Genomic DNA, 25,867 nt, shown 5'->3' on the forward strand with positions numbered 1-25,867 from the left:
CTCCAAATTAAACTTATTAATGAATTTTTTAGAAAAGAATAAAAGGTTTTTACTTAATAAAATTAGGTGGAATAAGGGAAGGGCTAATTACTTAATTCAAACTGTTTGTTGCTGAGCTGCGCAGTCAAACAAGTTTGTTTTTTATCACGAAATCATTAAATTTGATAGCAGAAATTAATGATTAATAAGGTTTGAAAAATGAAAAACAATGACGTTACTGATATCGCTATTAACCCAACAACAGGATTACCTATCACAAATGCCAGCACTAATATCGTAGATGTTGGTGGCAATGTGGTGGGCCAGCCTAATAGAGTAATGACTGTTTATGAAATTGAAGAATCGATAAGTGATTCAAGTAATGGTGACTGTTTTGATGCATTTGACTCGTTTGATGATGGCTTTTAATGCTCAAAATATTGAAAGCAATTAGTCGGTATCGAATAGAAATCGTATATTCGACCATTACATTTGGTGGCTCAGAGTTACTGTTTACACTGTACCAATCAACTGAAGACTTAGCTTGGTTTATAGCTCTGAGTTTGTTTTGCACTAAGATGGCTATTGGCATAATTAACTACGAGAAATATTGCCAAAGTAATGGGCGTAGTATGAGAATCATGCTCAAATATTTGCTATTTAAATTTGTATAACCCTTGTTTATTTGTCCTAAACACAAAGCGCCCTGACTTTATCAAGGCGCTTTTTTTACGTTCCGTAGTATGAAAAATGAAATTTTGCATACTATAGATTCATCAAATTTCAATGCGCTTACTTACTCAATGGAAATTAAATACCCTAGCTATAAAAAGTTCAGAGTGATTATAGCTGATACTCTTTTAATCTAATTTCAACCTCAAAATGGATGTATTAACATCAGCTTCACCTAAATATAGAATATCGTCCTCATAGGAAATAAGCTTTGTAAATCTGGCGCGTGATTTTGTTTTTTCTATTACTTTACCAGTATTGATATCCACAATATGTGTTTGTTCCTTAACATTGTAGCGGTGTGCAAGTATACCTTTATGTTCAATTAATAGCCTTCTCTTTGTTTGCTTACTTATTATTTCACGACTTTCATTAACAATATTCCCAGTAAGAGTATCAACAAATAAACACCCTTGCTCACTTTGAAATGCTCTTTCACCTTGTTCTACTATTTTTATGAAAGTATGTGTTCTTTTGTCAAGTAAATGAATACCTTCACCTTCTGCGATCATACATTTACCGTTAGACACGAGCTCAGTAGTTTTTATATTGCTAATCTGAATCAGTTTATTTTCAACTAACTTATAAACACCATCAGCACCAGCTAAGAATATTTCGTTTTTAAAAAAAGCTATATGCCTAAGGCTCAGGTTTGAATCGAAGTAAATAGTATTAAATACAAGTCCATCTTTGAGTTGTTCTATTGCGTAACCACTATTGGTTAATGCTAAAACTGTAAGCACCTTATCAGTATAGGTGAAGTCTCTTACACCATTTTCTAAACTATAAGTAAAATTTCCAGATGAACTATATATAACTTCTTTTGCCATGTTACCTAAAGATAAATAGAGCTGTTCTTCAAGGATTAAAGGGTCATCAATTTTAGTTGCTTGCGATGCCATCAAAAGTGATAAATTTATATCTTGAGATAATATGTCATCTGATAAGGGCAACATAAATAGCTCATTATTATTACCTACAAAGAATAGGTTCTGATGTGCAACAGCAACGGAATAAGGTTTAGCTCTAAATTTATAAAGTGTTCTCCTATTATTACCTTCAAAGTAAGTCAAAGACATTTTATCTAAATAATTCTCTCTTAATGAAAATACGCCATCATTGTGTCCTTTAATGTATGCATCAATAAAATTTTTCTTATTTTCTGACTCAAAATTGGTACTAAAGACTTCTTCTAATCGCTTAGTTGTCAGGTCATATATAAAAGGTTTAATTGATGAACTCGGATCAACGTTAAAAGTAATGTAAAACCTATTTTCATCAATCCAATCAAAAGAGGGGAATGCATTTTGCCTGTTACAGGGGATCTCATCTATTTGGTCTTCGACAGGCCTCTGAAAAATTTTAATTTTGCATTTTGAATCTTCAACTACATGCATTATGGTGCGGCCACTTTTATGAATTTCTAAGCCGCGATATGCACCAGAATAACTCTCCGACATTAACACTGTGTTTTGACGATTTAAAACTTTGTATAATTTTGATGTGTTTTTGTCTCGCGCAGTTACAAATAACGTATTGTTATGAGTTGCATAGTCCAAAATATAATCTTTAGATTCAAAAACGGTTTGGGTAGAAACTTTCGGTAATGTTTCAAAGTTACCCTTATAGCTATAAGATAAAATTGCCACAATACATATCAAAATAATAAATAGTAAAGTGAACAAGTACTTATAATTCTTTACTTTTTTGTGATTAACCGTTGAGGGTTCAATCGATTCAAATTTGAGTTTGTAGCCTCTGCCTCTTAAGTTTTTAAATGATTCCCTATCGCCAAATTTTAACCGTAGATCACTTATCAGTTTACGAAGTGAGTTTTTAGTTACAATGCGTTCCCCCCAAATTTCTGATTCAAGAGTTTGTGTATCAACAAAACCATCATCGGACGAAAAAAACAGTTTAAGTGCAATTATTTCTTGGGAGGTCAATTCAAGTTTTTCGTTGTTTTTTGATGCTGAATTAATATCTGGTGAGATTAAAAAGTCATTGATTTTATAGTTCACAGGGAGAGCTTTATTATTTTTTCGGGGAGTTTAACCATTTGTTTTGATTATTTCAACAATCCCCATGATATTTATAACTATTTAATAATTATAATATTTCACACTAAATCACACTGTTTTATATTTATTCACTACCTCCTTTTTAAAAAATCATAGATATTCCTTTCGTGAAAAAACATGCTGCAAAACCATTGTATATAAGCTTACACAATCGCATTTAATTAAACTTTAAATAAGAAGGAATTATTAATAATGAACTTAAAAAGACTTGCTGTAATCGCTGTTATTTTATCTTTTGTTTCGGGTTGTAAGTCAACTCCCGATATCAGGGATATCCCGTTGAGTCTAACGGCTAAAAATAAAACACTTGAATATAAAAAACTACCAGGCGTTGCAAGTAATGTTGTTACTTTAGGAGCTGTGAAAAATGCTCTAAGGGAGCATGTTTCAGCACATACTGGATATACGCAATGCGATATCGAATGCGGAAAGTGGCAAACGGCAGACATAAAATTAATATGGGGTAAAAAAGTTTCTCTAACTGATTCTGAAGTGAAGATTACCTACTTTCGCGGGGATAAATTTCGCACAGGTAGTACTTACCTTTCAAAAGTTCACACTGCATTTCCTTACCAAATTGAAGAAACAACTGAATCTTTTAAAGTTAACCTTTTACCTGCAGTGACTGCAACTGCAGAAGATGCTTCTGACGCATTGTTTATTCCAATATCTTCCCCAATAAGCGACAAAACACTTCAAGAGTTACTCGATAATGTGATGGATAAACCGGGTAAAGATATTGATAAATATGTTTATTCGAGTGGCTCATTTGATGTTGAGTTTGACCCTGCATCAGTTCAAACAAGTTTTGAGAGGAAGTTAAAGCAGCGACCTAATGAGAACAAGTCAAACAAGCGAGTTTACAAGAATAGTTTTGCATTTAATTCAGGTGGTACGGTTGCAAATGTAGATTTAGAAATCTTTTTGTATCGCGGTAAGTCAAAAGTTGAATATCGTTTAAGTCATCCTGTTTCTGTAAGCCCTGACGGTACATCACAATATGATGAAAAGCTGATGGGCGTTTTACTCGAGCATCTTATAAGTGTTGCTAATAGCTGAGTTATTTTAAGCCGTTTAAAAAGCGTGCTTAGACAAGTGCGCTTAAAAATAAAAATCAATACTTTAAGTTTCTATCTCAATTTCCTACTTGCCCTAAAAAATATTGGAATAAACAAAATGAAAAAATTAATTGCTCTATCTCTTTGTAGTTTACTTGCGGCGTGTGGTGGCGGTGGTTCAGAATCTACACCAAAAGTGAACGATTCAGTTGGTGACACATCAACGGGCACTGTTACTATTACGGATTTTGTTATCGGTACCGTGGCTCCATTAAGTGATGCTCGTGTGTGTGCTGATGTAAATCAAAACTTTGTGTGTGAAGAGTCTGAATTTTTGGGCCTAACATCAACATCTGGCGCTTTTACAGTATCGGGTGACTACGCAGATACAGCAATTATTATTGACGCAGTGCCAGAGCAAACACTTGATATTAATACTGGTACCCTTGTTGATGGCGCTTACACAATGTACGCAGAAGCAGGTACTGTTAACGTGAGTGCTGTAACAACAATGTCAGTTGATTCTGGCTATTCAATGCAGTCAATTGCTGATATGTGGTTTGTTGACTTAAACATAGTGACAGGAGACTACACAACGCTTTTGGAGTCAGGGAGTCCTCAAGCTATCTTGGTAGGGCTTGCGTCTGATTATTCCGTTAAGCTGTTGCAAGAGGGGGATTCTCTTTCTGGTGTGCCGCAGAGTGTGTCTTTAGTGGCTGATTATGTATATTCAACTCTGGAGTCGGGTGTTAGTCCAGCAGATATTTCATTCGAGTTGGATAGCTATGGGCAGATGTATGTTTCTGTGCCAAGCATTGATGGAGGTGCGGGTAATGGGCCATTTATTCAAGAACTATCTGAGCCTCTTTTAGTGGGTGATTGGAGTGCCTATTACTTTGATCGTGTTACTGAAGATGATGGGTTTGGCCGTATAACGATCACCGAGGGTATTGGTGATGCTTATTGTTCAGTTAAAGAATATATTACAGAAAATAAGCCTATCCCATTGGATGCAGAGAAAGAATGTGTAGATTTTATGTATACTCACAGTACAGCTATAGCTGGTGATGCTCAATATCGTTTCGCATATGGTCACAAATCAGATAATGGAACAGCACTGCTTTTCAAAGCTTACAAAAGAGTAGAAAACGATAATTTTCTTCCAAATGGTTATATGTGGATTGATAATTATGATGTTAAAGAAGATGAGGGTATGGGGTTACGTGGTCGAGATTGGTGGCATTCTATTTACTCAGGTTTTGCTAAAAACAGCGAAGGTGATTATGATCATGTTGTTTATAAGGTTGACTACGAAGCGAGACTGGTTGCTGAATATGCAAATGGTGAAGTAGACGAAGGTCGATTAAATTATATTGAAGATGCGAGAATGACGCCTACTATTAAAGTTAATAATCAGTCTTTGCAATATTATACTGCAACTGCTAACAATCACATCGCTGCATTTCGTGTTGATGATTATGTAGGTTTGGCGATGTTTAAACGTAACCAAGAGTTGTCATTCGGTTTATTTTCACCAAATGGTGAGATCATTTCTTCAACGCTAAATGCAGAAGTTTTTGATAACTTGTTAATCAATATGATTGAATTAGAAAAATAGATTTTGTTTGTATGAGAGCAAAGGGGCTTCTATTAGAAGCCCCTTTTTTGACTGAAGTAAGTTTTAATTAATAAAAGTACTCTTGTTATAATTTGCCTTTGTTAGTGAAAGCCATTAAGTGTAATTAGCTAGTCTTATATGAACCAAAGTTTATTAATTAAGGAACCTTCACCGATTTTTGAAAATTAAGTTTTATAAAGTTTTAATCTTTGCGGTATCATTAGGTTATTCATGTTGAATTCACCTTAGATAGTGATTTTTCATGGATTAAAGTGTCTAACCGTCACTCTGTTCATAAGTATAAAAATATAAGAGCTTTAGTTTTAATAGTATAAAAAGCTTCAATTTAGTTATTTGTATAAGGATATTAAGAGAAGTATGGAAAGTAATAACGAGCATTCGAACACCACCGATACTAATGAAAAAGTAGAAGCAGAAACTCAAGATAACCACCTATCCCAGAATCAATTAATACAGCAATGGCGGGTAAACCTTGCATCACTAAAAAAAGACACAGGGTTTGAAGTACCTAAAGAACTCCATAAAAGTGATGAAAAAGTAACTACTGCGCTAGATGCAATAGCGTATTTAGATAAAAAAAATACATTACTAGATGAAAATGAAGATTTTCAGTTATCAGACAATGGCTTTGCAATATATAAAGCCAAACATATGATTGCCTTTGAATACTTATCGCAGCAAAAAAAACTCGCGCCTGATGGGGACTCATCGAAATTTTACTTTTTTTCAAGAGCTAAACAAGTAGAGCAGTTATCAAAACCAAACCATTGGGCTCACTCTTTGTTTCACTTTTTAATCACGCTAATCGTTATTTTAGCGCTCGGGGTTATTAGCTTTTTAGTGTTATATAAAACCCAGGGCAATTTGTTCGTTAAGTTACTAATAGGCTGGTTTTGGATTGTAAATTGTAAAACAGCGAGTAATTTAATCGGGAAGTATAAAAAATCAGCTATCACTCCATTCCGTTTTAGTATCAGCTTACTAGGTATTCATTCACTAAACATATTAATGAAAGTAAGCCTACTAGGCATTATTCCTGTTCTTATTGTGAGTAAATACAACATTTATTGGATTGATGACATAATAATAATTAGCTTATTTATTATGTGCCTAATCAATTTTAAACCTGACGAAAAACCATCAAAGCAAGTAGTTGAAAAAGACTTAACAGAAGCAGGCACAGCCAATGTTTAAAGGGTTTATATTCGTCATATTCATTCTTTTCAGCTCAAGCAGTTTAGCGAAAGTTGATATAGACCTTGCGTGTAAAGAAAAAAAAGAGCAACAACGCTCACTATTAGAAAAGCTTTCAACTTCTGTGACTGAAGCGCACTTAGCGGGGCAGTGCACCGGATACCATTCATACTATAAAATTAATCTTAAAAAATATTGTAGTGAATTTTTAGAACAAAAAAATTCACTACTTGGCTCAATGAGTACATCTTTAGAGGAGGCCAATTTGGCAGGGATGTGTATTGGCGCAATTTATAGAGTAGCAAAACAGTGCGGTGTCGAGACAAACAGAATTGATTACGAATTTGTAGCGAAAGGTGTTTTAACGGTTCAAGGCGCAAAAAAACGTCTTGGTTGCTATGGGAATCAGTATGGCTGGTAAAAATAAAAGTATTGCAGCGGTTGCCTGTCAAGCTTTGGGAATTGACCGCAACTTGTTACCAGAGCGGTTGAGAAGTCGTTTAAATTATTACGTTAAAGATAAAAATCTCAAAGCTAAACTACTTGATGAGGAAGATATAAAATCTGAGTCAGTCGATTATGTGCCAAAGCCTATTAAAGCAGGTAATCATGTATTTATTCGCAATCTGGTTATTCTAGATACGTTGTTTGAAGATAAAAAATTAGTTGTAAATTGGCTCAATGGCGAAAAAATCAACACTGAAAGTTTTGATCAATTTACCAAGGAGTGGAAGGCTAAAAAATTACTATTTCAAGCACTTGATAAGCGTATTAGTGATTTAAGGCTCTTTTTAACAGATGAAAATATAGATTGGTCACAAGATCAAATTCCATATCCATTTAATGAAGGTCAATATAGTTCATTGGAGATGATTGCTGATTCTATTGAGTTTGATGCGCAATCGAGCCCATATGATTTAGCACTTAAAGCCGTCATCGAAGGTGAGTTTGGTGTTTTGGGTAAACTAATTACCAACAACCCAGATGCGTTTATTAGCGAACAGGGTCAATGGCTAGTAACTCTATACAACACTAAAAAAGCAGAATACGAAGAATATAGTTTATTGCTGAATAAATATTAAAATATTTACTGCCTTCCCTTTTTTGTGAATTTCACAGATTGATACTTGCTCCTGAAGTCACCGCACACTGTGGTGATATTAGGAGATTATGATGAATAAATTTATTGCTTTTGAAGGGCTTGATGCCTGCGGAAAAACAACGCTAAGCTCTATGTACGCAAAAGAAAAAAACACTGTTGTTTATTCAGCTGTAATGGAAGAAGCGCAGGAGTTAAGAAAACTCATTGGCACCTATGAATCCAAGGAAAGTGCTTTTCTATTTTTTTTACTAAATAACGTATTGAAAAGTCATGCTATATCAACAGTATTTAAGAATGAAGACGTCTTAGTCGATAGGTATATTTTTTCAACTTTGGCATATCAGACAGTCATGCTTGGAGAAGAGGTCGTCAAGGCCATTTTTGATACACTTAATATTGCTCAAAGCATCCTTCTGCCAGACGTCATTGTATTTGTGAAGGCCGATGCGCAAACTATAAATGACAGAATTGATGCTAGAGATGGCTGTATTCAGTGGTATGGAGATGTTATTACGCAAAATTATTGCGTAGAAACTGCTTATAAAAAGATTTTTCAATGGTTTAATATTCCAATTGTAGAGGTTGATACATCGCAAAAAAGAGGTCGCTCAATAGGAGAAAATTACCAACAAATGAAAGAGCAAGTTGAAAGCGTACTTGCTGGTGTTTGCAACTAAAAATAGGTTTCTTAATTAAGGGGGAAGATGAATAAATGTACTGTTTCATAATTCCCTTTTATGAAAAAATGCCATGTTTTAAGCAGTAAACGCCAGATGTACGGTAAATTAACTAAGTTGTACTAGCTCAGACTTGAATTTCTGTTAGTTCAGATATAAATATGTACCTTAACTCCTAAATTAGTTTCCCACCAGTAGGTTGTTAATCTCAGCAAAAAAAATTTTCCTCAATGATAATTTACCATCTTTAATAAAATCACCACGTTGTAATTTTTTAGTTTATATCTCAGTTTTATACCACCCAACCTCATGTAACGTTCAGTAGCTTTAACCCAGTAATGCAAAGCCTTAGCGGTAAATGCATATAAAGCTGATAGCCTTTTTTAAATATTAGATTTTATACACTTCAATGGAAATATCTTTTGGCCAAAAAGGTGGGGGTTATAGCAACCGAACACCTAACCTTAAAATTGTAATTGCCTGTAAATTTCTGGTGAAATAATTTGTTTTTTCTTTTTTGTGAATTTCACAGTTTGATACTTGCTCCTGAAGTCACCGCATTCCGCGGTGATATTAGGAGATTATAATGCACCATTTAATTCTTTTTTCATTACTCAATGAAACCAATGAACTTTCATTAGCTGATTCATCTATTAAAACAACGTTATTGAACCTTGTGTTAGGAGGTTCGCATGAATAACTCTATTGATGAATTAGTCATTAATTATCACGTTACAGAAGTATGTAATTACTCATGCAAATTTTGTTATGCAAAGTGGGATCGTCCCAGCGAAATACAAGCTGATGGCCAAAACGCAGAGTTAATGCTAGAAAAATTAGCCGATTACTTTTTTGACGATAATACCAACCAAGTAAAAGCAGTTTTCCCTTACAAAAGTGTGCGAATCAATTTTGCAGGTGGCGAGCCGCTAATACTTAAAAAACGTTTTGAAAAGTTAATCATAAAAACAAAGTTGCTAGGCTTTAATTTATCGCTAATTACTAATGGCCACTATCTAACAGACTCTTTTATAGATAACTATGGTGCCATGTTTTCAATGATTGGGATCAGTTTTGATAGCCAATTTTCAACTGCACGTAAAGATATTGGCCGAATAGATCGTAAAGGTAAGTCTTTTGGAAGCCACGATTTAATTAAAGCAGTTACACAGATTCGTAGCGTTAATCCATCCATTACAATAAAGTTAAACACCGTTGTTAATAGCCTTAATTACCAAGAATCATTCGAGCAGCTAATAGCAGACATAAAACCCGAAAAATGGAAGGTGTTTCAGGTGCTGCCTGTACTAAATAGCAACTTATTAGTTTCTGATGAGCAATTTTCTGGGTTTGTAAAACGCCACGCTTCATTAAAAGAAGTCATGGTGGCAGAAGACAACGAAGCAATGACAAATTCTTATTTAATGATTAACCCTCAAGGACGCTTTTATCAAAATAGCGCAACTCAAAATGGATATGTTTATGGTGATTTAATTTTAGATGTAGGTGTGAAGCAAGCATTAGAAGTCTGTGAAATAAACTGGGAGACGTTTACTAGCCGATATAAAAAGGATAATACAGTTAGCCTCATTAGTAATAGCGAGTATCAGCTTAAAAATAACGCCGCGTTAAAGCAGGGAGTATTAGCATGAGCACTATAAATAATGATGAACAATTCGCAGCATTGTTTAAAGAGTCCATTGCTTCAGATTACAAAAATGCACTATTACTGATGAATGTAAGCCCTGATGTTAGTTTGTTTAAATTTCGCAAAATACTAGAGACCTTATGCTTACTATATGCGCAACACCATAGTTATGAATTTACTAATAAAAACTTATGGGAGCAAATAAATGAACTTGCAGATATCAGTGCAATTCATGGAGCAGATAGAGAGCTATTTCATGCTGTTAGAGAGTTAACAAACGATGGGGTACATAATAAGGAGTTGGGTAACGAGATATTACTGAGTAAGGCGTTAGTTTCAAGGAAAAAAATCTTAGATTTACTGGAAAGTGCTTACTTGAGCTTAGGGCTTGGTGAGCGTTTACCTCAATATGAGTTAATAGATGTGGGAGGCCAAGAACATAAAGACTTGTGGTTTAACTGCTTAATCTCTTGTGACTATAAAGAGTATTTAAGCTTAGGTGATTTTTACGAAAAAATGGGAAAAGTTTTTGAAAGCGAAGATTTAGATGAAAAATCTTTTACTGCGCGCGCGCAGACTATGTATTCTTTTGCAGCTGAGTCTTATAAAAGTGCTTTTCAACTTTGCTCAAAAAAAACGATAACCGATGTTATTAGCACGGATGATAAACAAATTAGTATTGCTCAGCAAAGCCATCAAATTCTATTCAAATATGCTCTTTTATGTCTCAATAATAAAGTAGATAACCTGCATATTACTGAGGTAACAATATTACTAAACGCATTAGCGAAAAGAGGCTTTTACGCCGCTTACGCTTATTTAGGGTGGTGCCATTATTTAAGTGAAGACTATAAAAAAGCACATAAATACCTTACCCATAAAAGGGCTGAGCATACTGTTTTTCTATATCAGAGGTTAGGTGTTTTATATTCTTCAGGTAAAGCTAGCCTAATTAATGGTGATAAAGCAGTTGAGAGTTTTAAAAAAGCAGTAGGGCTAGGCTGTAATAAATCAATGTTTGAATTAGGTAAAATCTATTACAAAGGTGAGTTAGTTAAAAAAGATGACGAACTAGCTCAAAATTACTTATGCCAAGCAATTGCTACTGGTAACTTAGATGCAGTTTTGTACCTTGATGAAAAGTACTTAAAAATAAGAGAGCTATTTTCTGGTTTACTAGAGGAAATTAAAGGTGACAAAGTAAAAGTAGAACCGCAAAAGCCTTGTATTAAAACCACTAAATTAGGACGAAATGAACCCTGTTCATGTGGCTCTAATTTAAAGTATAAAAATTGCTGCGGAAAATAAATGCAAATATTCATAGTGTTAAATGGTTATATTTAAACAATGAATGATCGTATTACGCCTTAAAAAAATAAACCCAAAGTAAAAACGAGAGACAGTGTCTCTCGTTTTAATTTACCTTTTATTTTTGCTTATTAACCCTATTTTATATAGCATCACTAAACAGCACGAAACACGTTGAATCAACGAGTTGTGCGCACTCATAGCGTAGTATTTAGGGATGGTTTAAGTTATGGATAAAAGAAAGCTCAGCGAAACCGATATAATCAGTAAGTTTATTCTACTTGCCTTTAAAACGGTTAATCAAACTCATATAGGTTCATTACTAGTTACAGTTCCCCTTTTAGAAGAGCTGAAACGCATCGTGACTAAAGTCGATGAACTAATGGCGCTGTGCGATCAACTTAAAGCCCGTTTAACCGACGCACAAACGACTAAACTCCACCTCACCGATGCCATAATCGCAAAGGCGTTGTAACTATGGCAATTGTCTTCAACAAACCACAAACTATTGCGCAGTTGTTAGCGCAACAACTCACGATTCCTGAGTACCAACGGCCTTACAAATGGCAGCCTAAGCACGTTAATCAGTTAATTGATGATATTTTTAATCACCGCACTAAGCCGTGTTATCGGCTCGGTACTGTTGTATTGCATCAAGATAAAGAATCAGTGAATGAGAATAAAAAACAGACACTGAACATCGTTGATGGGCAGCAGCGGCTGCTCAGTTTAACGCTGCTTTGCACCATTCTTGATGGGGCTGAGAAAGCTATTTCATCCACTTTGCTTGAACATAAGTTTGAATCATCAGTCAGTATCGACAACCTCAAAAATAATGCTCAGATCATTTCTGAACGAGTAGCAAGTTTGACTGCCCCCGAAAAGCAGGAATTGCTTAATTTTGTGCTTAACAAGTGCGAGCTTATTCAAGTGACATTAGATGATTTGAGTGAAGCGTTTCAGTTTTTTGATTCTCAGAATGCCCGTGGTAAAGCCCTTGCGCCGCACGATTTACTCAAAGCGTATCACCTGCGTGAAATGATGGACGCCACGACACAAACAGAACGCTTGCACCATGTAAGCCTTTGGGAGCAAGGCGTTAACCCTGATGATGATTCAGCCAATTTGCACACCATCATGGGGGAGTTCTTGTTCCGTATGCGCCGATGGATTGACGGTGATTATGGCATTACGTTTAGTCGTCATAACATTGATGTATTCAAGGGGATCAACCTGGATAACACCCAGTACGCTTATGTGGATGCAATGCTGGCGCTCGATTACGCGGTTGAAACCTTTAATGGCGATCCTGCGCGAAAATGGGACAAGCAAACCAAGAGTTATCCATTTCAAGTAGAACAGGTGATGATCAACGGTAAGCGATTTTTTGAGTATATTCAGCATTATATGGCCATTCACACAAGCTTGTTTGTTGGCAACGAGGCAAGACTTGCTTCATTCGTTAATAATTACACTAGGTACAGTGGCAGTCACCGTAAAGGGGATAGCTATGTGCGTAATTTATTTTTGTGTACCGTGATGTATTACTTCGACAAATTTGGTGATGTGGAGTTAGAAAAAGCGACGCAGATTTGTTATCGCTGGGCATATTATTTACGCCTTGAATTGCAACGCATCTGTATGGAATCAGTTGATAACCACGCGAAAAGCCGTAGTGGGTTATTTAGAGCAATTCGCAAAGCCGTCCACCCTCAACAGGTGTTGAACTTTCAACCACCTTGTATCAAAGAGCCTAAGTTTAATAATGCTAAGGACGTGCAGGCATCTATTGAAGCAATGAAATCGGGAAGTATCAATGAGTGATGTGAACCAAGTAGAACAGTTATCCGTTAGGGCGCTTTTCGATAAGAAAACTGAATATATTATCCCTATTTATCAGCGGAATTACGCTTGGGGTGCGCCTGAGATCGAGCAGCTTATTCAAGATATTAGTGATGCCGCAGGGCTTAATACTCAGCCAGGTGAAACTGTTAGCGTAAAACAAGCAAAATATTACCTAGGTAGTCTTGTTGTGTATCAGCGCACAACTCACTCACAGCAATCAAATGTGATATACGAAACCATTGATGGACAGCAAAGGCATACCACGCTCTCTATTTTATTGGCGTATCTAAAACATCGAAAAGTATTGGGTGAGAGTGATCTAGCAGGGGTAGACATTAATCTAACTTTTGATAGTCGACCAAAATCTTCTAGAGCGTTAGAAGATATTTATATAGGTAAGTCAAGTGGCGAGCCTGAAGAGCCTAACATTCATGCTGCGTTGAACATTATTCAGCGTTACTTCAAAACCAAAGGGCTAGATACAGAAGCTAAAATTAAGCAGTTTTGCGAATACCTGTTAGATAACGTCACTATATTGAGAGTCGTTGTGCCACCGCAAACCGATCTTAATCACTACTTTGAGATCATGAATAACCGTGGTGAGCAACTAGAAAAACACGAAGTATTGAAAGCGAAATTCATGGCTACACTGAGCAATGATGATGAAAGAAACTGTTTTTCAACCATCTGGGATGCTTGCTCGAATATGTCGCGCTATACCCAGATGGGTTTTCAATCTGATTTGCGTAAAGAAGTATTTGGTGACAATTGGCAAACTATGCCAAAAAGCTTTGATGCGATTCAAGCAAAGCATACGAGTAAACAGCAAAAACAAGATGCAATGACACTTCGCGAAATTATCGACAACAAAACACCCAGTGAAAATACCGATGATGAAGAGCGCGAGAAAGAAGAGCGCTTTGGCACGGTTATCGACTTTTCAAATTTCTTACTTCATGTACTCAAGTTGATGCCTGAGATTAAAGGGGTATCGCTTGATGATAAAAAATTACTTGATGCGTTTATCAGTAAAGATAATGGCTTGAGAGTTGAGACCAAAACCTTTGTATATGAGTTGCTTAAGTACAGAGTTCTATTTGATAGCTACATCATCAAGCCAGACCAACATAATGAAAAGCGTAAGTGGAGCCTACAAACTCTAGTAGCTAATTCGAGCGGTACTAGCACAAGCTCTAGCTATAATACCTCTTTTGGTAAAAACCAAGACTCACTAAATGAAAAGCTGCGCATGATATTAGCAATGTTTCATGTATCAAACCCAGCCTTAGTTTATAAGCGCTGGTTAAATGATGCGCTAAGTATTTTGAATAGGAATGTTACACATGATGCGGATTTAAGCATTGATGGAGAGGTTTACTTAACTGAGCTTGAACGCTTAAGCGATCGCTATTTTGAAGAAATCACCGGCGGTCAATGTTTAGAGCTTAATAAAGAGAGCTTAGGCGTATTACATCAAGGAACGGGGGTTCAGAACTTTGTGTTTAATCGGTTGGATTACCTTTTGTGGAGGCGTTTATCAGATGGTGAAACATTTGATGGTAAAGGTAAAAAAGAGCTTGAAAAGCACTTTGATGATTTTCAGTTTAGTTTCAGAACTTCTGTTGAGCATTACTTCCCGCAAACCGATCCATCAGGTGCAAGCAAAATGGAGGATGTCGATCGCTTTGGAAATTTATGTTTAATTTCGCCAAGTAGTAACTCGAGGCTTAGCAATTACTCTCCGCAGGATAAAAAATCCTTCTATCGTGAGAACAATCGTGCCGAGAGTTTAAAGCAAGCGATTATGATGAGTTACGATGACTGGGGCCCCGTGGGACTAGGTCGAAAAAATATCGAAAAACATGAATCGGCCATGTTAAAGGTTTTATCCGCAATAAAAATATGAGCTACAGCGATAAGTCGAGTTACTTAATAACACGGCTGATAATTAATGGTTAATATTAGCTGAACAATAAATGCTGCTGAATATAAGCTTAAAACTTGGTTGTATAACCTGCTTTTTTAGTTGTTTATGATTATTTTTTTGCTTATCACAGTTGATTTATATACTATCTCGCCACGACTAAAGTATTGCTTTATTTTAGTTGTGGATGGCGAAAGGGAACTTAAAGATTTTATGGATAAAAGCCGAGCAGTACTACCAGATCCCCACTGTTAATTTTATACCTCTTTATAATTCTTTTCCTCGCCATTAATGCGTGTTTTCTGCTTTGAGGTTTCAAAGTAGTTGTCTATTTAATTACGAGAGTACACAAGATAAATCATATGGATATACTAGAAAGTTTACTACGCAGTTTTGATACAAACGTTGTTAGCGGTGCAGTATTAATTTTAATGCTTTTTGTTTTTGGTTCAGGTTTGTTTTACACCAAAAAGGCTAGGCAAGTTGAGTTTGTTCAGTTTGTTCCAACACTATTAACTACGATGGGTATATTTGGTACTTTTTTAGGTATAGTTCTTGGTTTATTAGAGTTTAATCAAAATGATATAGAAGCCAGTATTCCGTTATTACTAGCAGGTTTAAAAACGGCATTTATTACAAGTTTAGCGGGTATATTTTTATCTTTAGTGTTTAAAACACTGTCTACGTTTTCGTTCTTAAAACCTAAGCAACTAGAAGATAGCATTTCTCATGCAACACCTGAGGCGATATTAGGTGCTATGCAAGCGCAGGTTGCAGAAACAAAAGTTTTAAAAGAGGCGATTGTTGGTAATGAAGAGTCAACACTGTTTGGGCAATTAAAAATATTACGTGGTGATATTAATGATAATGCAAAAACATCGATAAATATTGCCCAAGAACAAGCAGTAAAACAACAAGAGAACTTTGAGGTGTTTAGTGAAAGGCTATGGCTTAAACTACAAGACTTTGCAGATACTTTATCAAAGTCAGCTACAGAGCAAGTTATTGAGGCGCTAAAACAGGTGATTAGTGATTTTAATAACAACTTAACAGAGCAGTTTGGTGATAACTTTAAACAATTAAATGAAGCGGTAATTAAATTAGTTGAATGGCAAGAAAACTATAAAGTTCAGCTTAAAGAAATGAGTGACCAATATGCTCATGGTGTTGCTTCAATTTCTGCAACTGAATCATCTGTTGCTCATATTAGTGAGCAAAGCCAAATAATTCCTCAATCGATGGGTGAATTAAAAGGTGTTATGGAAGTTAATCAACATCAATTAGCTGAGCTTGAACGCCACTTAGAGGCCTTTAAAGATATGCGCGATAAAGCTGTTGAAGCCGTCCCGCAAATTCAAAAACAAGTTGAAGCTACAGTGAACGATATATCGGCTGCTGTAACAACAGCGAGTGACCATTATAAAACCCTTCTTACGCAATCAGACGATTACATAAAAGCTCACGTTCAGACATCTAATGATTTATTAGACAAGTTTGCTCATGAAACAGAGAAAGGCATTAATAGTGTTGGTGAGCGTTTGATTGAAAGCTCGGATAAGATTGGTAAAGAAATCCAAACTGCAGGCAATGAGTTTACAGATAATACAGCTCGAACTAACGAAAGCTTAAAGACAACATCTGATCATTTACAGTCGCAAACTGAAGTAATTAAGCAGCACCTACAAGATACGGTGACTGACCTAAATAACAATATGCGAGACATGATTGAAAAATTAGTGGAAGACGCTAAAGACATTACTTCAACTATGAAGCAAGCTAATCAAAACCTTGTAACAGATACAGAGCAGGTGCGTGACACTGTGGTTAAGTCAGCTGAAAAACTTCAGCAACGCCTTAATGAAGTTATTGACGATGCAGCTACACAGCAAATTAACCAAGCTAAACGTACCTTTGATGCAATGGAAAATGAGGTTAAAAAGCAGGTTGGTATGACTGGCGAAGCCGTAGACTCGCAACTAAAACTTATTGATACTGCGATGCAGCAAGAAATAAGCCGTGTAATGAACGAAATGGGTAAAGCACTTGCACAGGTAAGCGGTAAATTTGTTGATGATTACATTAAGCTAACTAAAGCTATGAATGAAGTTGTAAGTCAGCGAGTAATGTAATGGAAAAGATATTTGGCTCTCAAAACACCTCTCAAGATAGTGGTGACCATTGGTTAACAGTATCAGATTTGATGGCTGGTCTAATGGTTGTATTCTTGTTTATAGCTATTGTTTTTATGATGATAACTCAAAAAGAAAACGACAAGATTAAAGATGTTGCTGTTGCTTACCAACAAAATCAAGTTGCCATATATGAAGCGCTAGAAAGCGAATTTGAAAAAGACCTTGATAAGTGGGGAGCAACAATAGACAAAGAAACGTTAGCGTTTAACTTTCAATCTCCAGATGTTTTATTTGCTAATAATGAAACTCGATTAAGCAACGCATATAAAGAAATATTAAACGACTTTTTCCCCCGTTATATCAACGTGCTTGCCCCGTTTAGAGACTCTTTAGATGAAATTCGTATTGAGGGCCATACTTCAAGTGTTGGTTTAAGAGGCTCTACAGAAGCGCAAGCATACTTTTATAATATGCGACTATCTCAGGGACGAACACGTTCTGTATTAGAGTATGGTTATGCACTTATGCCTAATGAATCTGATTGGATTAAAGCTAATATTGCTGCAGTTGGTTTTTCATCTTCACGTTTAATTAAAGAGAATGGTGTTGAAGATGCTGCAAGGTCAAGGCGGGTATCTTTTAGGGCTATTACTAATGCTGACATTCAAATAAAACGGATACTGGAGGCGCAGTAATGAAGCTAACCGTTGATTTTAGTGCGTTACATAGAGCGGTAGCACCTTTAGGGCAAGTTGTTACAGACTTTTTTATAACCAGTGATACCCCTGAAATTACGATCTTCGACGATCTTCTAAAAAAAGGGATAATCTTAGGAAAAGATGTACAGCTAGATGAAATCGATGGGTCAAACGGTGTACTAAACTATGATGGCCATCAAGTTATGCTTTATATACCTGATCAAGGCGATGATATTGAAGCCGTGTTGTCTAATGGTAAATTAGGGCGACGTATCCATGTGGCAGAGTGTTCTACTCTTGAGTTGATGCGAGAAACTGGCCGGTTTAAACGCTATGATGTAATTAATCGCGTTGATGGCTTTTTTCCTGTATTTGGCTCAAGCTACAGAGGAGGCTCTAATACAGAGGGGGAAGCTGATTTAGGTGTATGTAAAAACTGCTTAAAAATTCTCAATTACAAGGGTTACTCTACGCAAAGCCCTCAAGTTAAAAATCAAGTATTTAATAATTTTTCGTTTGAACAATTCTTCGAAGTTTATAGCTCCTACTTTAAAAGTTTGCCTGTTAACAGTAAGAAACACACAAGCGGTTATACGCCAGATTGGCCATCAATTTCGGCTAAGTTAAGAAGCGATTTAAATTACACATGTGAGCAATGCGGCGTTGACCTTAAATCTGAAAAAAGGCTCTTACATACTCATCATATCAATGGGAATAAAGCAGAAAATGAACGAGATAATTTGAGAGTACTTTGTGCAGATTGCCATAAAAAGCAGCCACATCATGACCATATATATGTAAGCAACTCAGATATTCTCAAAATTAACCAGCTAAGACGAGAACAACATAAGTTTGACGTGTTTAATTACGATAATCTGCGAGAGTGTGCGGATACAGCATTAGATGGCCTTCTGCAAAAATGTGAGTCGACTAGGTTACCAGGTGCTGAGCTCGGGATTGTTATTCAAGATAGGGAAACATTTGTTTCAATCGATCTTTGCTGGCCAAGGCGAAAAGTAGCGGTGCTTATTAATATGAGTAATTCTAATATATTAAGAAGACACGGCTGGACTGTATTTACTGCATTCGACGCCTTAAATAACTTTGAGAATTTTCAACGCCAAATTAGATAAGAAATTTTAATTTTAAAGGATTAATTTATATGCACTCTAAAGCAAGCTTTGTTTTTTGGCTTACATTAGCACTTTATTTGCTAACACTATTTACTGTTACTTATGTAGGGGTTTATCTAACCTATATAGCTCTACCACTTTTGGTCATTTCAGGCCTAATCATGAAGTGCACAAAACCAAAGGCTGAGGTACAGAAAGTTTATGATGATAGTAAATCTGCAGCTACTCAGGCGCTACTAGGCACAAGTAATTTTTTAGATGATGTTACTGAAGGTATAAGTGAATTTAATAGAAACTTAGAAATTAAAAATAAAGTACACGAGCTAGTCAGAGAGCGAACGAAGGCCTATATAGCTAAGATACAATCGTTGAAAATAGAAAAAATACCCTTTGAAATGAAGTTAAACCATGCAGAGCTAGGCTCAGAAAAGCGCAATCTACAAGATGAAATAGAGCGTATTGATAGGGAAATAGAATTGAACAACAAGCATATAGAGCAGATTAAGATAGCCTGTGAATTAGAAGTTAGAGCTCCGTAATAATAGATATTTCTGAAAGCTACTATCTTTATAGTTGTTTTAAACTAATTAACCATAGCTCTATAAGTGATTAAAATGCTCATTTTAAGGCAAAGTACAATTCTTGATATTATTCCCTTGAGCCCTAGGTATATCTCCTCACATGAATTAATGGTTAAACTCAACCAGTTTGGCTTTGATATTTCAACCCGTATGCTACAGCGAGACCTCCAATCACTTTACGAGCAAGGTTGCTTTGGGCTTGAAAAAGATACCCGCAGTAAGCCCTATGGCTGGTCAATCAATGCGCAGTGGCGAGGTGGTAACTCAAAAGTAATGAGCAGCGATATTGCAGAGCTTTATTTGCTGCTAGAGCAGTTACTACCGCAATCTGTACCGAGCGATGTGAAACGCTCTGTGCATACTAAAGCAGAGCAGGCTCTTAAACGTTTTAATGGGCATGTACCTGACTGGCTTGCAACCCTTCCTAAGCCTTCGTTAAAAGTGAATATTGATGCTCAGTTAGTGGCGCAAATTGAGCATGCGATTAAGCATAAGCGTGCAGTGAGCGCTGAACTTTATAGGGTACTTTACGATGAAGCACATTGGTTGAAGTTTGCTGAGTTGAGTTTTTACAACTTAGTTGAGCAAGGCGGTGTGTTAATGGCGCAGTTTATGATGGGGAAGCTTCACGATAAATGTTACCAGATGCCGGTTTACCGTATTCGCAATGTGCAGGTACTGCAAAAAACACGACGAGAGCCAAGCACTGAGCAGTTAAAGTCGCTGCGCAGTGCGATTAGTAAAGGTATGAAGCAAGAAGCGATCGAGTTAATTGTAAAAGTACCCAGTCATTCTGCAGTTAATCAAGGGTTTATTGAGCTTGGCGAGCTGATTGACAAGCAACAGATTGACGATAAAAACGTATTATTTACCTACCAAACTATTGATAGCGAGCAATTGACCGATGAGCTATTTAAATGTGCCCATTGGCTCGAGGTTGTTAAACCTGAAAAGCTGCGCCAAAGAATCACTACAAAGCTTAAACTGGCCGCAAATATTTATAAATAACTCTAACTAGTTTGGGTGCGTCAAAAATTGACGCACCTATTTGTTATGCTCCTTTAAAAGTTAAGGAGTGATTATGTTTCAATTAATTCAACAAAATGATGGTTTATCAATCGGTGTATTTGGCATTGGTGGGTGTGGCTGTAATTCGCTTAACAGTATTTTTGAACAACGCGAGTCTGAGCAGGCGCACTTGTACAGCGTTAATACCGACAAAGTGGTACTTGAACATACACAGAGTGATGAAGCAGTACTAATAGGTGCTGAGCTAACTCATGGTTATGGTGCAGGAGCCGACCCTAAAGTTGGACTACAAGCGGCAGAAGAAAGTAAAGATCAGCTTTTAACGTTAATTAATGGCTGCGATATAATTCTGTGTGCAACAGGGTTGGGGGGCGGTACTGGGACTGGCGCTAGCCCGTATATTGCACAACTTGCTAGTGAGCAAGGTAAGCCCATTATATTTGTTGCTACATTACCATTTAGTAGTGAAGGGCAGTTTAGAAATAATATAGCGCAAGCAGGTTTAAATGAGCTTAAAGAGCATGCTAATGCGGTTATTACTCTCCCAAACGATCAACTGATTGAGGTGCTTGGTAACGATATAGGATTATTCGATGCGTTTAAACATTCAAACCAAATACTCCACTCACTGATAAAATCACTCATCGACATGCTTTGCTATCAAGGCTTAATAAACGTTGATTTAAATGATTTTGCGAAAATTATGGATTGCCAAGGCGATGCTGTACTTGGCGTAGGCAAGTGTAATGAAGAAAGCGAGCTAACTACTGCGCTTGATGAGGCACTTAACAACCCGTTAGTTAATCAAGTTGATATGTCATCAAGTACGGGTGTAATAATACAAGTAAATTGCAAAGATGAAATTTCACTCGGTAGTTATAACCTCATTACTGATACTGTGCGTCAGCAGGTAAGCCCAAACGCGTTAGTTATTTGTGGTGTTTCAAAAATAGAAACCTTAGCAACCAATTATGAGCTACTGGTTATTGCTACGGGCGCGAGTTCTAAAATGGTACTTGATGACACTAAAAGTGAGTCAAGCTCTAAAGTAGTCGCCACTAAGCCAAAGCCATCTGATATTTTTGACATCCCTGCTTTTATAAGAAATCAATCTGCACCACCTAGTAAAAGCTCTTTATAGGTTTGTAAATAACGACAACGCTGTATAGCAATATGTAAGCGCTACTCTAATATTTGCAAAGGGCGGCTCTTTTTAAGCTTTTGGGTTTGCTGGATTATATTACTCCAGATAGTTGAATATGCATTTATTGTGCTTTTGACGTTGGCGATAAATGTATTTGAATTATCAAATTTAAAAAATGATTTTTGTGTCGTTTTGTTTTTTAACTTAGCCTGTATTTTTACTTCTTTAAGTACTTCCTTCTCAAATAGTGAGAAGTTTTTATAAAGTGCTTTAATATCAGTATTATATAATTTATTCGAGTGGTCATAATGTTTACTCATTGGATCGTGCTCTGAAACAGAGTGATGAAGCATTTTTTTAGACTCAATTTCAGCAATCGTTGATGAGCCAATTTTTTTAGTTAGCACTTCTTTCATATGCGATTTTAAGAAGCTGCGAAGCAGTGTTGGAAATGCGCCGGCTGAGCCTTTTATATTTATGTTATCTCGCGGGGCCGCCACCATGTTTTTTGGTGCATGATATTTAAGAGCTCGGTTTAAACTCTCTTTACTTATGGGGTTTGAGCCGTTTTTAACCTTGCAGAATAAATAGGAGCGGTTTCTGTCTGGGTTTAATTTTAATTCTTGTTGTATCGCTTTTTTCATCTCGGGTGTGAGTTGTATTTTAAACTCTTTTTGGTTTTTCATAGCACCGCGAGTGGTATGGGTTGTTTCAGGAAACGTTAAAAATTTAGGATTATTTAAATCATCTATATACGACAGACGCAGATTACAAATATTTATGGGCCTTAGCCCAGTAAACATCATCAGTAGTACGGCATTTATTAATGTATTATTTTTAGCTGTTTTTAGGTTTATGTATAGCTGAGAAATTAGAGATATATCAGTATATGCCTTACAAGGAATAGGCTTCGCCGTTCGAGAAGATATATAATTATTGTCTACTTCTAGGAATGGATTATCGCCATTATTATATTTATTTTTTGCGAACACCCACAGTTTTTTCATTTGCTCGAATAACTTAGCCACATGCGGACCACTTTTCTCTGTTAGTAGTTGGTCAATCGTTGCTTCTATTATTTCAGGCGTAATAGTCTGAAATAGCGTATTTTTACCAAATGCATTTTGAATTGCATTAAGGTAAGAGGTGTATGTTGTTACTGTGGTTTCAGCTAACTTGCTAGGGCTATGTTTATTAATTGCCTGTAAGTTTTCTATTTGTTTACTCACTACAAATTCGAATGTGTAATTAGAGGTGTTCTTTTTGTATATTTCGGCCGCTTTTGATTTCGCTGCTGAAAAACTCATATTATTAGAATCACCAATCTTTGTGTTTTTTATGCCATGTTCTTTTTTAAAATGAGTAAAAAATTTAATAATGCCATCATGCTGGAATACAATTCTTATTTGATCTTTAAGCTGATACTTTGAAAGTCTTCTACCTTTTTCCTGCGATAATATAATAGTCGCAAGACTGGCTAGCTCTTCCATTGACTCGTCATTGTAGGGTGGCTTAAATGCATTAAATTCAGCCATGCAAAGGTCACGACTTTTAATCGTGACCTCACATGGTTTTATTGAATTTAATACTGATGTTGCCATTAATATAAAAACCTTAAAAAAGTTAAAATCATCAAATAATTGATGAGGTATCGCTCTAATAAGGCAATGATATGAAATTAATTTTTTTTACAAAAACTTTGGTAAGTCGAAATTAAACTTTTTTAATTATTTTTTACTTTGGCCTCTTGGTCATTTAAATATCTCTCAACGACAGCTCTTCCTTCTTCGGTTAAGATCAAATCTTTTGTTACTCTGCCCGTATCACCAAGTGGCTGATTAATGAAGTTTACATAACCGCGCTTGTAAACTAGATGTGCTTTAATCCTATCTCTCAGTGCTTTTTTTTGGCTGTTTTCTTCTAGATTACTAGCCTGTTTACTCTGCATTCCTGTAAGTCTTAGCTGCTGATTTTCAAGCTCTTTAGCTCTTTTTAAAATACTAGCTTCATGAATTTTGAATACATTAAATTTTAGCTTTGTTGAAGTGCCAAATAGCTCTTCAGATTTATCATAGTTTAAGCCGTTTGGATCGTCCTCTTTTCTTAGGTGATGAAGCGCGAGTCTTGTGAGTTCCTCAGCGTGTTTAAAATGATAGCCGTTGGCAACCATAATCGCTTTTGCGTTGGATTTAAAAAAACTTCGGCACATTGTGCAAAATGCTCCCGCAGATCCTTTCATTACAATGTTTCTTTTATCTCCTTTTACTGCATCAACAGGGGAGTAATCTTTGATGATTTTGTCCAGCGACCTTTTAGCAAATGGTTTGTTAAGATCGCGAGGCTGAAGAAATATGTGATCAGGGTTACAGTTAGGGAGTGCATTTTCCATCCAGTCTCTCTGCTCTAAAATAATGGCGCGCATGGCTTTGGTTAAGGGCAATTTATATTCTTTTTGGTTTTTCATTTCTCCACGAACTCCGACAACAGATGCCGGAAAGGTAATTAATGTTGGGAAGTCGATACTATTGAGCCACTCCCACTTCATTTGTGGAATATTAATAGGGCGTATACCTGTCAAAATCATGAATCGAGCTGCATTTTTTTGATGTACATTTGGTGCAGACGCGAGGTTTATCCACAATTCAGCTATTGAATCTAAGTCAGTATAAACTTGGCAAGGACGAGGGCTTTCTACACGGTCAGATACGTAAAAGTCATCGATATCAGCTGCTGGGTTTTTACCTGAGTTAAATTTGTTCTTAGCAAATCGCCATACTCTTCTAATCTGTGCAAAAAGCTCGATTGCCTGGTTATTGGACTCTGTCTGGATAATTAAATCTACAATCTTTTCTAACTCTCCAGCTGTAAGAGATTGGAACGCACGCTTAAGTGGGAAATGATGCCTGAGCTTTTTTATTCTGCATTGATATGTTCTGAGCGATGAAGCTGCAAATTTGGTAGGTGCAGTGTTATGGCGCTCTATTAAGCTTTGTTCATAAGCATCAAACACAGTTTTAATATTATGATTATTTAAAACGCCATACTTCATTTGCTCAGTAAGCTTTCGTGCTTTTGCTATTGTTAATTCAGGTGCTTCACCTAATTTGGTATTAGCTATGCCAGATGATTTAGGGAAGTTAGAGTAGAAAATAGCAGCGCCAGACTTGGTGAAAATTAGTCGAATATGGTGTTGCGCTTCGTATTTCGATAATCTTTTAGTCCGACTAGGTCTAAGGCTTTGTTTATCTGCACTTTTTTCTTCAAAAAATATGATATTTTGAGCCAGCGTAGCACACCGATTTATGTGCTGCATAGAAAATGGAGGTTTGAGCTGGTTCCATTCTAGTTTAGCTTTCGTGTATTGAACTTTGGTAAGCGTTGATAAAGAGTGCTTCACTTTGTAATAACCTATATAAATAAAGGCCTTGCGGCGATTTTTATTGATTGAGATCAACAAAGCAACAGAGAAAAATAGGCATAATTCGTGGCTGCAATTTACACCTAAAAATAAAATGGTGTGTTACGAATGTGTGCTACGATTTAAAGAAAAATAAAGGTTTATTATTGAACTGGACTTGTGTAAAAAGTAGTCAAAAAACATTTAGTTTAACTCTATCTTTTTGTTTTATAATGATATTAATTGAAAAGGCTAAACAGTGGCTCTACTCATAAATAGTAAATGCATTAACTGCGACATGTGTGACCCAGAATGCCCTAATGAGGCTATTTATATGGGCGCGAAGATATACCAAATAGATGCTAGTAAATGTACTGAGTGTGTAGGGCATTATGATAAACCTACTTGCGTAAGTGTTTGCCCTATTGACTGCATAAAGCCCGATCCGAATAAGCGTGAAACTTTGGACGAATTAGCAGAAAAATTTGTGCGGGTAACTGGCAAATAACTCGTCAGGTATTTTGCTAAGCCGCTTTTTACTATTGGCTAAAAACTATCTATATTAC

The 25,867-nt window shown here is 36.2% G+C and carries 22 protein-coding genes; 19 read left to right on the forward strand and 3 right to left on the reverse strand.

Annotation, left to right across the window (positions count from 1 at the left end):
* The first annotated feature begins 198 nt into the window (after positions 1-198).
* Complete coding sequence (locus FFU37_RS18245; RefSeq protein WP_039488742.1) at positions 199-408, forward strand: hypothetical protein; 210 nt, start codon at positions 199-201, stop codon at positions 406-408.
* Between the two features lie 431 nt (positions 409-839).
* Here FFU37_RS18245 and FFU37_RS18255 read toward each other — a convergent pair whose 3' ends face one another.
* Entirely contained in the window at positions 840-2,732 is a 1,893-nt protein-coding gene (locus FFU37_RS18255) for a winged helix-turn-helix domain-containing protein (RefSeq protein WP_138490228.1), read from the reverse strand.
* Between the two features lie 252 nt (positions 2,733-2,984).
* On the opposite strand from FFU37_RS18255, the gene FFU37_RS18260 reads away from it, so the two are divergent.
* The 17 genes from FFU37_RS18260 to FFU37_RS18340 all read left to right on the forward strand — a co-directional run bounded on the left by FFU37_RS18260 (position 2,985) and on the right by FFU37_RS18340 (position 21,901).
* Positions 2,985-3,851, forward strand: a complete 867-nt coding sequence (locus FFU37_RS18260; protein ID WP_138490229.1) for a hypothetical protein — start codon at positions 2,985-2,987, stop codon at positions 3,849-3,851.
* Between the two features lie 117 nt (positions 3,852-3,968).
* On the forward strand, positions 3,969-5,468 hold the full coding sequence (locus FFU37_RS18265) for a hypothetical protein (protein WP_138490230.1): 1,500 nt from the start codon (positions 3,969-3,971) through the stop codon (positions 5,466-5,468).
* A 378-nt stretch (positions 5,469-5,846) separates the two neighbouring features.
* Complete coding sequence (locus FFU37_RS18270) at positions 5,847-6,683, forward strand: hypothetical protein (protein WP_138490231.1); 837 nt, start codon at positions 5,847-5,849, stop codon at positions 6,681-6,683.
* A complete protein-coding gene (locus tag FFU37_RS18275; protein WP_138490232.1) occupies positions 6,676-7,104 on the forward strand; it encodes a hypothetical protein in 429 nt (142 codons plus the stop codon). The genes FFU37_RS18270 and FFU37_RS18275 overlap by 8 nt, the downstream gene beginning before the upstream one ends.
* Positions 7,094-7,765: a hypothetical protein gene (locus FFU37_RS18280; RefSeq protein ID WP_138490233.1), complete on the forward strand. Its 672-nt coding sequence runs from the start codon at positions 7,094-7,096 to the stop codon at positions 7,763-7,765. Before FFU37_RS18275 ends, FFU37_RS18280 begins: the two co-directional genes overlap by 11 nt.
* Before the next feature lie 88 nt (positions 7,766-7,853).
* Positions 7,854-8,462 carry a dTMP kinase gene (locus FFU37_RS18285; protein WP_217496778.1) on the forward strand — a complete coding sequence of 203 codons (609 nt, stop codon included), beginning with the start codon at positions 7,854-7,856 and terminating at the stop codon, positions 8,460-8,462.
* A gap of 692 nt (positions 8,463-9,154) precedes the next feature.
* Entirely contained in the window at positions 9,155-10,114 is a 960-nt protein-coding gene (locus FFU37_RS18290; protein WP_138490234.1) for a viperin family antiviral radical SAM protein, read from the forward strand.
* Entirely contained in the window at positions 10,111-11,418 is a 1,308-nt protein-coding gene (locus FFU37_RS20460; protein ID WP_239022745.1) for a DUF4145 domain-containing protein, read from the forward strand. The genes FFU37_RS18290 and FFU37_RS20460 overlap by 4 nt, the downstream gene beginning before the upstream one ends.
* Positions 11,419-11,647: 229 nt before the next feature.
* Positions 11,648-11,893, forward strand: coding sequence for a restriction endonuclease subunit S domain-containing protein (locus tag FFU37_RS20530; RefSeq protein WP_024597946.1), 246 nt, complete (start codon positions 11,648-11,650; stop codon positions 11,891-11,893).
* Between the two features lie 2 nt (positions 11,894-11,895).
* Positions 11,896-13,242, forward strand: a complete 1,347-nt coding sequence (locus tag FFU37_RS18305; RefSeq protein ID WP_138490235.1) for a DUF262 domain-containing protein — start codon at positions 11,896-11,898, stop codon at positions 13,240-13,242.
* Entirely contained in the window at positions 13,235-15,169 is a 1,935-nt protein-coding gene (locus tag FFU37_RS18310; protein WP_138490236.1) for a DUF262 domain-containing protein, read from the forward strand. The genes FFU37_RS18305 and FFU37_RS18310 overlap by 8 nt, the downstream gene beginning before the upstream one ends.
* A gap of 380 nt (positions 15,170-15,549) precedes the next feature.
* Positions 15,550-17,316: a coiled-coil domain-containing protein gene (locus tag FFU37_RS18315; protein WP_138490237.1), complete on the forward strand. Its 1,767-nt coding sequence runs from the start codon at positions 15,550-15,552 to the stop codon at positions 17,314-17,316.
* On the forward strand, positions 17,316-18,014 hold the full coding sequence (locus FFU37_RS18320) for an OmpA family protein (RefSeq protein ID WP_138490238.1): 699 nt from the start codon (positions 17,316-17,318) through the stop codon (positions 18,012-18,014). Before FFU37_RS18315 ends, FFU37_RS18320 begins: the two co-directional genes overlap by 1 nt.
* Positions 18,014-19,150 (forward strand): HNH endonuclease, encoded by a 1,137-nt coding sequence (locus FFU37_RS18325; protein ID WP_138490239.1) that lies wholly within the window; start codon positions 18,014-18,016, stop codon positions 19,148-19,150. Before FFU37_RS18320 ends, FFU37_RS18325 begins: the two co-directional genes overlap by 1 nt.
* 29 nt (positions 19,151-19,179) lie before the next feature.
* Positions 19,180-19,689, forward strand: coding sequence for a hypothetical protein (locus tag FFU37_RS18330; RefSeq protein ID WP_138490240.1), 510 nt, complete (start codon positions 19,180-19,182; stop codon positions 19,687-19,689).
* A gap of 150 nt (positions 19,690-19,839) precedes the next feature.
* Complete coding sequence (locus FFU37_RS18335) at positions 19,840-20,739, forward strand: WYL domain-containing protein (RefSeq protein WP_138490241.1); 900 nt, start codon at positions 19,840-19,842, stop codon at positions 20,737-20,739.
* A 73-nt stretch (positions 20,740-20,812) separates the two neighbouring features.
* Positions 20,813-21,901, forward strand: coding sequence for a cell division protein FtsZ (locus FFU37_RS18340; protein WP_138490242.1), 1,089 nt, complete (start codon positions 20,813-20,815; stop codon positions 21,899-21,901).
* Positions 21,902-21,942: 41 nt separating this feature from the next.
* Here the strand turns inward: FFU37_RS18340 and FFU37_RS18345 are convergent, their stop codons facing one another.
* Positions 21,943-23,394, reverse strand: a complete 1,452-nt coding sequence (locus tag FFU37_RS18345) for a tyrosine-type recombinase/integrase (protein ID WP_239022746.1) — start codon at positions 23,392-23,394, stop codon at positions 21,943-21,945.
* Positions 23,395-23,627: 233 nt separating this feature from the next.
* A complete protein-coding gene (locus tag FFU37_RS18350) occupies positions 23,628-25,301 on the reverse strand; it encodes a tyrosine-type recombinase/integrase (RefSeq protein WP_138490244.1) in 1,674 nt (557 codons plus the stop codon).
* A gap of 259 nt (positions 25,302-25,560) precedes the next feature.
* On the opposite strand from FFU37_RS18350, the gene FFU37_RS18355 reads away from it, so the two are divergent.
* Complete coding sequence (locus tag FFU37_RS18355) at positions 25,561-25,809, forward strand: YfhL family 4Fe-4S dicluster ferredoxin (RefSeq protein ID WP_002961279.1); 249 nt, start codon at positions 25,561-25,563, stop codon at positions 25,807-25,809.
* Positions 25,810-25,867 lie beyond the last annotated feature (58 nt).

Origin of the sequence: Pseudoalteromonas distincta, assembly GCF_005877035.1 — a bacterium.
Taxonomy (GTDB): Bacteria; Pseudomonadota; Gammaproteobacteria; order Enterobacterales; family Alteromonadaceae; genus Pseudoalteromonas; species Pseudoalteromonas distincta.